The following is an 8,806-nucleotide window of genomic DNA, read 5'->3' as shown; positions in this document are numbered from 1 at the left end:
GCTCAGGCGGGTCTTCCCAGGCCCCGGCGGATTGCCAGTTCCACCGCCGAGTACTTCCCGTCCGTGCGCTCCAACTCGTATGGCACCGCCGGATACAGGGGTGGCTGGGCCATGAATCGGGGGTGGGTGCCGTGGTGGGGCTGGGACGCGTGGACCAGGAAGGGGTGGCAGAGGTACACGTCTCCGGGGCGGCCCGTGGCGTGGGCGAGTGGGCGGTGTGCCGAGGCCGTCACCAGGTCCGGGGCGAGATCCAGGCCCGAGACGCCCTCCTCGCCGTACGGCTCCAGCAGCGGTGGTACGTCCAGATGCGAGCCCACCCGGATACGTGTCGGGGCGTCCGCCTCGCCGACCTCGCTGAACAGGAACAGCATCAGCAGGGACCGGTCCCGCGAGCGGAGGTTCGTGTACGGCCAGGTCGCGCCCTCGGGGTAGTAGCTCCCCTCGATGTGCCAGCCCGCGTCGTCCGGTTCCTCCTCGTGCGGGAACCGCAGCGGAAAGCTGCCCAGCGAATAGCGTGACGCCCAGCGGTCCTCGCCCACCAGCGCGTCGAACGCCTCATGCAGCACAGGGGTGTTGACCGCGGCGGCGAACGGGCCCTGCGCCATGTCCGACACCCAGTGCACCGGCTTCGTCCAGGTGTCCCGGGTCGTCGGGGTCGCATCCCGTCTCCCGCCACAGCAGTCGCGCGCAGTGCTCGGCGACGCGGGGCGGGAAGGCGCCCTCGATCTTCACGAACCCGTCTTCGAGAAACCGCTCCACGACTCCGTCGTCCAGTCCGTCGTCCATGGGGGACATCGTGGGGGAGGGGCACGGGCCCGCGCATCCGGGTTTTGGCGTGGCGGCCGGACCAGGAAATCCTGTTTGCCGGAACGGCAACAGAACTGGCCCGCCGGGCGGGGTCGGAGCAGGCTGGAGTCATCGACCACGGGAGGCCCGTACACCATGGCTCATCAGCACCAGCACACCCACAACCACTCGCACGATCACGCCGACATCGACTTCGCCCGGATGATCCCCATGCTTGAGGGACAGGCCGAGCTGTTCGCGCCGCTCTACGCCGACGCGCTGGCCTGGCTGGCGAGGCAGCAGCCCGAACCGGGGCTCATCGTGGACGCGGGCAGCGGCCCCGGAATCATCTCGGGCTTCTTCGCGGAGGCGTTCCCCGAGGCGCGCGTCGTCGCGGCGGACCGCTCGGCGGAGCTCCTGGAGCGGGCCCGGTGGAACGCCGAACGACGCGGCACCGCCGACCGGTTCAGCACCATCGAGGCCGAACTCCCGGACGGACTAGGTGAGTTGGAGTACCCCGCCGACCTGGTGTGGTCGAGCAGGGTCGTGCACCACGTAGGCGACCAGCGGGCCGCGCTCGCCGCACTGGCCGCCGTACTCGCCCCGGGCGGCACGCTCGCCGTGGTGGAGGGCGGCCTCGCGGAGCGGAACCTGCCGCGCGACCTCGGTTTCGGGCGGCCGGGCCTGGAGGCACGGATCGCTGTGATCGAGCAGGACTGGTTCACCGGGATGCGCGCCGGCCTGCCCGGCCACGTACGCGAGACCGAGGACTGGCCGGCCCTGTTCACCGCCGCCGGCCTGCGTCCCTCCGGCACCCGCTCGTTCACCCTCGACCTGCCCGCCCCGGTCACGGACGCGGCCCGCGCCTATGTGATCGGTCTCTTCGACCGGTACCGCGCGATGTTCGCGGACGAGCTGGACGCCGAGGACCGCGCCACCCTCGACCGTCTCGTCGACCCCGACGACAAGGCGGGCCTGCACCACCGCCCCGACGTCTTCGTCCTGGCCACGCACACGCTGTACACGGGCACCAAGCCGGCGGAATAGCCGCAGAGGGTGGCGGATCGGCACCGCGTACGTGGACGCGGCGCCGATCCGCCACCCGCCGGGCTCAGTTGGCGCGGATGAACTGCCTGGCCAACCGGTCACCCAGGGAGACCGCCGCGCTGTGGCTCTCGATGGGCGACACCTGCGAGTTCTTGAAGAGGATGTACGTCACCCCGGAGTCCGTGCCGCCGCTCTCCGGGTCGGGATCGATGCCGAGGGCCTGGGCGGTGGCGTACGACGCCTCGCCGATGATCTTCGTGGGGCCGGTGTCGCCGACGACCGCGTACTCGACCTTGTTGTTGTAGATCACGGCGACCACGCCACCGCCCTTGATGCCGGCGCCCGAGTAGTTCCAGATGCCGCTGACGCTGGGCACGACGACGTACGGCAGTGAATCGGCCCTGAGTGGCTTGCCGTTGGACTGGTGGAACGCCGTGTCGTCCTGGTACCAGGGGTCGGTGTTCTCGTTGCACTTCGACGTGCGTTGTCCGTCGCAGTCGACGTCCATGTCGGCCTTCCAGAACACGGCGCCGTTCTTGCCGCACACGGGGATCGTGGCCGAAGTCTCCTCGTCGGTGCGGTACTTGCCGTTGGAGAGCTGGGAACAGGACGTCACCTTGGCGAGCAGTTCGGCCGCGCCGACCGAGCCCTCCTTGGGGGACGGCGCTCCGGCCGGGCCCGAGGCGTACGAGGGGAGAGCGGCGGTGGCGAGCAGGGCCGCGCAGGCGGCTGCCGCGAGGGGCAGTGTTCGAGGTCGCACTGTGGGGGGACCCTTCTGTTAGGAAAGTTTCCTTACCAGTGCGATCCAAGGTGGACCTGTAGGCATGCCCGCGTCAACCCTTGGTCCGGACCTGCGTATGTGAAACGCCCCGGAACCGCGACCGTAGTCGGTGCGGGACCGGGGCGTTGTCGTGGCTGTCGTCAGTCGGTCGTCGGCTGACTGTCAATCGACCGTCAGCCGACCTCGAACGCGGCCGGGTCCGGGCCGATGCGCCGGTCCTCGTTCAGCGCGCTGATCGCCGCGAGGTCCTCCGGGTCCAGGCTGAAGTCGAAGACCTCGATGTTCTCCTTGATCCTGGACGGCGTCACGGACTTGGGGATCACCACGTTGCCGAGCTGGAGGTGCCAGCGCAGGACGATCTGGGCCGGGGTGCGGCCGTGCTTCTGGGCGATGGCCACGATCGCCGGCACCTCCAGGAGACCCTTGCCCTGGCCGAGCGGGGACCAGGCCTCCGTGGCGATGCCCTGCTCCGCGTGGAACTCGCGGGACGCGTGCTGCTGGAGGTGCGGGTGCAGCTCGATCTGGTTGACGGCCGGGATGACCGACGTCTCGGCGATGAGCCGCTCAAGGTGCTCCGGAAGGAAGTTGGAGACACCGATGGCCCGCACCCGGCCGTCCGCGAGGAGCTTCTCGAACGCCCGGTACGTGTCGACGTACTTGTCCTTGGCGGGCCGGGGCCAATGGATCAGATACAGGTCGACGTACTCCAGGCCGAGCTTCTCCAGGGAGGTGTCGAAGGCGCGGAGCGTCGACTCGTACCCCTGGTCGGCGTTCCAGAGCTTGGTGGTGACGAAGAGCTCCTCGCGGGGGAGGCCGGACGCGGCGACGGCCTTTCCGGTGCCCTCCTCGTTGCCGTAGATCGCCGCTGTGTCGATGCTGCGGTACCCGGCCTCCAGCGCGGTGGCGACCGCCTTCTCCGCCTCGTCGTCCGGCACCTGCCAGACGCCGTAGCCGAGCTGGGGCATCTCGACGCCGTTGTTCAGGATGATCGGGGGGACCTTGCTGCTCACGAGCTCTCGATCCTTCAGTCGTCGGGTGAGTTTCCCATCGTCAACGATCACGGGCCGTGAGGCATTCCTGCCCCGACCATCCGTGCGAACAGGCCGATGGATCGGCGCCGGAGGCGTGGACGGGTGTATGGCCCGTCGGATCCTGGACCATGTCCACGGCTACAAGGACCTCGCGCTCGATACGCACGTGCGCCGGCTCGAACAGGCGCCGGCCGAGCTGACCGGGGAAACGGGGTGACCTCGGCCGGCCCCGGTGGGGGAGGTCAGGCCTGGTAGAGCGCCTCGATCTCCTTCGCGTACGCGTCCTCGATCGCCTTGCGCCTCAGCTTCAGGGACGGGGTCATCAGACCGTGGTCCTCGGTGAACGGCTGCGCGAGGATCCGGAAGGTGCGGATCGCCTCGGCCCTGGAGACCTGGGTGTTCGCGGTGACCACCGCACGCCGTACCTCCTGCTCCAGATCCGGGTCGCGGACCAGTTCCGCCGAGGTCAGCCGGGGTTTGCCGCCCATCGTGAGCCAGTGCTCGACCGCCTCGCGGTCCAGGGTGACCAGGGCCGCGATGTACGGGCGGTCGTTGCCGACCACGATGCACTGGGCGACCAGCGGATGGTCCCGGACGCGTTCCTCCAGCGCGCCCGGGGCGACGCTCTTGCCGCCCGAGGTCACCAGGATCTCCTTCTTGCGGCCGGTGATCGTGAGGAAGCCGTCCTCGTCGAGGGAGCCCAGGTCGCCGGTGGCCAGCCAGCCGTCGTGCAAGGCCTCGTCCGTCGCCTTCTCGTTGTTCAGATAGCCCTGGAAGACGTTGGCCCCGCGCAGCCAGATCTCGCCGTCGTCCGCGATGCGCACGGTCGTGCCCGGGACGGCCTGGCCGACCGTGCCGTACCGGGTGCGTTCGGGCGGGTTCGCGGTGGCCGCCGCGGTCGTCTCCGTGAGGCCGTAGCCCTCGTAGATGTGGACGCCCGCGCCCGCGAAGAACAGGCCGAGCCGCCGGTCCATCCCCGAGCCGCCCGTCATGGCGTGCCGTACGCGTCCGCCCATCGCGTCCCGGATCCGGGAGTACACGAGCTTGTCGAAGAGCTGGTGCCGCATCCGCAGCGCCGCCGACGGGCCCGGGCCAAGGTCCCAGGCCTTCTCCTCCATCGCCTCCGCGTAGCGCACCGCGCACTCCACGGCCTTCTCGAAGGCGTCCGCCCTGCCCTCCCGCTCGGCCTTGCGGCGGGCCGCGCCGTACACCTTCTCGAAGATGTACGGCACACCGAGGAAGAACGTCGGCCTGAACGCGGCGAGGTCGGGCAGCAGGGCCGCCGCGTTGAGCTGCGGCTGGTGGCCGAAGCGCACCCCGCCACGGATCGCGGCCACCTGCACCATCCGCCCGAAGACATGCGCGAGGGGAAGGAACAGAAGCGTCGCCGCCTCATCGCCCTTCCTGGAATGGAACACCGGTTCCCAGCGCTCGATGACGGTGTCCGCCTCGAACATGAAGTTCGCGTGGGTGATGACACAGCCCTTGGGACGGCCCGTGGTACCGGAGGTGTAGATGATCGTCGCAGTCGACTCGGGCGTGACCGCGAGCCGGTGCCGGTGCACCGTCTCGTCGTCGAGATGCGCACCCTCCTCGTACAGCTCCTGTACGGCCCCGACGTCGAGCTGCCACAGCCGGCGCAGCCGGGGCAGCCGGTCGATGACCGTGGCGATCGTCATCGCGTGGTCCTCGTGCTCCACCACCGCCGCCGTCACCTCGGCGTCGTACAGCATCCAGCAGACCTGTTCGGCCGAGGACGTCGGATAGACCGGCACCACCTGCGCGCCGATCGTCCACAGCGCGTAGTCGAAGAGCGTCCACTCGTACCGCGTACGGGACATGATCGCGACCCGGTCCCCGAACCGGACGCCCTGTGCGAGCAGGCCCTTGGCGAGGGCGAGGACCTCGTCGCGGAACTCGGCCGCCGTCACGTCCCGCCACTGGCCGGCCTTGTCCTTGCGGCCGAGCGAGACATGGCGGGGGTCTTCCTGCGCGCGTTCGAACACCACGTCGGCCAGTCCGCCCACGGGCGGCGCCAACGCCAGCGGAGGGTTGGTGAATTCGCGCAAACCCACTCCTAGCGACGCTTCGCACAGCGCCGTGAAAGCTACCCCACGCCTTCGCGCGGCGGGAGGGGGTGCCAAACCGGGCGCGTCCGGGCACGCCGCCGACCCGGGGGCGGAAAATATGCCCGTATGGGTGGGAGGCGGCCTGAACATCCCTCGTTGGGCAAGATCATGATCGGGCAATCTCCACCGAATCCACCGAACCCGCTCACCACCCGCGCCAGGCATCTTGGAAGGGTCTTTAAGGTCTCCGGAGGTTCCGGAGGCCGTGTCAGCGGCGGTGCAGCCGGTCCCCGCTCGTCAGGACCGCCGCCGCCAGCGCGTCCGCCGCGCCCTGGGCCGGCGTACGGCGCTGCCCGTGGACCAGGACGAAGTCGACCCGGCCCAGCTCCGGCAGCCCCGCGCGCTCCGGCACCCGGACCAGACCCGGCGGGACCAGCCCGCGCGAGTGCGCCATCACGCCGAGGCCCGCCCGGGCCGCCGCGATCAGGCCGTTGAGGCTGCCGCTGGTGCAGGCGACCCGCCACGCCCGGCCCTGCCGCTCCAGGGCCTCCATGGCGAGGGCCCGGGTGATGCCCGGCGGCGGATACACGATCAGCGGCACCGGGCGGTCCGGGTCCAGCCGGAGCCGCTCCGCGCCGATCCACACCAGCTCGTCCTGCCAGACCGGCTCGCCGCGCGGGTCCTCGGGCCGCCTCTTGGCCAGGACGAGATCCAGTTTCCCGGCGGCCAGCTGCTCGTGCAGGGTGCCCGACAGCTCCACCGTCAGCTCCAGATCGACCTCCGGATGGTCGTACCTGAAGGCCTCCAGGATCTCCGGCAGCCGGGTCAGCACGAAGTCCTCGGACGCGCCGAACCGCAGCCGGCCGCGCAGCCGCGTGCCCGTGAAGAACGCAGCCGCCTGCTCGTGCGCCTCCAGGATGCGGCGGGCGAAACCGAGCATCATCTCGCCGTCCTCGGTCAGCTCCACGGAGTGCGTGTCGCGGGAGAACAACTGCCGCCCGGCCGCGTCCTCCAGGCGCCGCACATGCTGGCTGACCGTCGACTGGCGCAGCCCGAGCCGCCGGGCCGCCTGCGTGAAGCTGAGCGTCTGGGCCACGGTCAGGAAGGTCCGCAGATGAGAGGGGTCGTACACGCGTCCACGGTACCCGTTATCGCGGAACGTGATGACAGTCAGAACGGTATGCGGGATTCCCGATCACGAATCGGAGGAGGACGATGGAAAGGGCACGACCTTCACCCCTTCCGTACCTCCCCCGAACCTTCCCGCGCCGCCTGCACCGATCAGTGGAGCACCGTGAAACACCTGAAGTGGCCGAGCTGGATGCCGATCGACGCCTACATCCTGCTGTTGCTCACGACGGTGGGTCTCGCGGCGCTCCTCCCGGCGCGCGGCACGGGCGCCGAGGTCGCTTCGGGTGCCTCCACCGTCGCCATCGCCTTCCTCTTCTTCCTCTACGGCGCCCGCCTCTCCACCCGTGAGGCGCTGGCGGGACTGAAGCACTGGCGGCTGCACACCACGGTCCTCGCCTGTACGTTCGTCGTCTTTCCGCTGCTCGGCCTGGCCGCCCGCGGACTCGAACCGGTGTTCCTGACCCACGATCTCTACACCGGCCTGCTGTTCCTGACCCTCGTCCCGTCCACGATCCAGTCGTCGATAGCCTTCACCTCGATGGCCCGGGGCAATGTGCCCGCCGCGATCTGCGCGGGCTCCTTCTCGTCCCTGGTCGGCATCGTCGTCACCCCACTGCTCGCGGCCACCCTGCTCGGCGGCACCGGAGGCGGCTTCTCGCTCGACTCGCTCGTCCAGATCGTCCTGCAGTTGCTGGTGCCCTTCCTCGCCGGGCAGGTGCTCCGGCGCTGGATCGGCGCGTTCGTCACCCGGCACAAGAAGGTGCTGGGGCTGGTCGACCGCGGCTCGATCCTGCTCGTCGTCTACACCGCGTTCAGCGAGGGTGTGGTCCAGGGCATCTGGCACCAGGTCAGCCCGGCGCGGCTCGGCGGTCTCCTGGTCGTGGAGGCCGTACTGCTCGCGGTGATGCTGGCGCTCACCTGGTACGGCGGCAAGGCGCTCGGCTTCGACCGGGAGGACCGGATCACGATCCAGTTCGCCGGCTCGAAGAAGTCCCTGGCGGCCGGACTGCCCATGGCGAGCGTCCTGTTCGGCGCCCAGGCCTCACTGGCCGTGCTGCCGCTCATGCTCTTCCACCAGATGCAGCTCATGGTGTGCGCGGTGATCGCCAAGCGCCGCTCGCAGGACCCGGTGACCCGGTCCGGGGCCGACGCGGGGGCCACCGCGCAGGACCCGTCCCCCATCACGGCCGGTACGGCGACACCCTCCGGCTGAGGCCGGCCCGACCGGGGCGGCCGGACGGGCTGCCCGCGCCCCCTCGATGGGAGCGCGGGCCTGTGCCGAACGAACCGCCTACCGCGCGGAGCTGTCGGCGGCGTTCACCTGGTCCATGGGCAACCACAGAACGGTGTCGCTGGTGGCCGCCGCCGGATCCACCTTCGCCGTCACAGAGGCCTTGGCCAGTTCGGACGTGCTCAACGCCCGGTCCCAGACCCGGACATCGTCGATAGCGCCGCTGAAGTGCTGCAGGCTGTCCACCCGTTGCCCGATGTGCACCCCGAACACCGAGTTGCGGCTGACCGACCCGGTGACGTCCGCCACGCTGACCGCCGTACCGTCGACGAACAGCGTGAACTGGCCGCCGCCACGGCGCAGGGCCGCGAAGTGCCACTGGCCGTCGTTGTAGGTGCCCAGCGCGGAAGCGGACGCCGTCCTGAGCGCCGACGCGCCGTCCCGGACGGTCATCAGACCACGGACCCGGTTGGACGCGGGCTCCGCCCGGAGCCAGACCTGCGGCTGGGTGGAGCCGACCCCGCCCATCCACAGCAGCGGCCGGTCGCCCGTCGTCGCCGTGGTGCGGAACCAGAGGGCCACGGTGAAGTCCTTGGTGCCCAGCGGCAGCCGGTCGCTGTACGGGAGGCGTACGGCGTCGTCCACGCCGTCGAACTCCAGCGCGCCGCCGCCGAAGACCCCGCCGGTCTGCGCGGCACCGCCCAGGACCGCGGCGGCGCGCTGGAGTTCG

The 8,806-nt window shown here is 70.4% G+C and carries 7 protein-coding genes and 1 pseudogene; 2 read left to right on the top strand and 6 right to left on the bottom strand.

Annotated elements, in window-relative coordinates:
* Nucleotides 1-2: 2 nt before the first annotated feature.
* A pseudogene (locus tag AOK08_RS36985) lies at nt 3-774 on the bottom strand (phytanoyl-CoA dioxygenase family protein).
* A gap of 168 nt (nt 775-942) precedes the next feature.
* Between AOK08_RS36985 and AOK08_RS36980 the strand changes: the two are divergent.
* Nucleotides 943-1,833 (top strand): class I SAM-dependent methyltransferase, encoded by an 891-nt coding sequence (locus AOK08_RS36980; RefSeq protein WP_055534278.1) that lies wholly within the window; start codon nt 943-945, stop codon nt 1,831-1,833.
* A gap of 64 nt (nt 1,834-1,897) precedes the next feature.
* Here the strand turns inward: AOK08_RS36980 and AOK08_RS36975 are convergent, their stop codons facing one another.
* The 4 genes from AOK08_RS36975 to AOK08_RS36960 form a co-directional block, all read right to left on the bottom strand.
* On the bottom strand, nt 1,898-2,593 hold the full coding sequence (locus AOK08_RS36975) for a glycoside hydrolase family 75 protein (protein ID WP_055534277.1): 696 nt from the start codon (nt 2,591-2,593) through the stop codon (nt 1,898-1,900).
* A gap of 194 nt (nt 2,594-2,787) precedes the next feature.
* Entirely contained in the window at nt 2,788-3,624 is an 837-nt protein-coding gene (locus AOK08_RS36970) for an aldo/keto reductase (RefSeq protein WP_055534276.1), read from the bottom strand.
* Nucleotides 3,625-3,887: 263 nt separating this feature from the next.
* On the bottom strand, nt 3,888-5,714 hold the full coding sequence (locus AOK08_RS36965; protein ID WP_055534274.1) for an AMP-dependent synthetase/ligase: 1,827 nt from the start codon (nt 5,712-5,714) through the stop codon (nt 3,888-3,890).
* A 268-nt stretch (nt 5,715-5,982) separates the two neighbouring features.
* On the bottom strand, nt 5,983-6,846 hold the full coding sequence (locus tag AOK08_RS36960) for a LysR substrate-binding domain-containing protein (RefSeq protein ID WP_055534269.1): 864 nt from the start codon (nt 6,844-6,846) through the stop codon (nt 5,983-5,985).
* 189 nt (nt 6,847-7,035) lie between these two features.
* On the opposite strand from AOK08_RS36960, the gene AOK08_RS36955 reads away from it, so the two are divergent.
* A complete protein-coding gene (locus AOK08_RS36955) occupies nt 7,036-8,058 on the top strand; it encodes a bile acid:sodium symporter family protein (protein ID WP_079054486.1) in 1,023 nt (340 codons plus the stop codon).
* 78 nt (nt 8,059-8,136) lie between these two features.
* Here AOK08_RS36955 and AOK08_RS36950 read toward each other — a convergent pair.
* Nucleotides 8,137-8,806 (bottom strand): LamG domain-containing protein (locus AOK08_RS36950; protein ID WP_198539504.1); only part of this gene is annotated, 670 nt, incomplete at its 5' end.

It is taken from the genome of Streptomyces graminilatus (assembly GCF_001418565.1).
In the GTDB taxonomy this organism is placed as follows: domain Bacteria; phylum Actinomycetota; class Actinomycetes; order Streptomycetales; family Streptomycetaceae; genus Streptomyces; species Streptomyces graminilatus.
The sequence above is the reverse complement of the archived record's forward strand: the minus strand, read 5'-3'. Positions and strand labels throughout refer to the sequence as shown.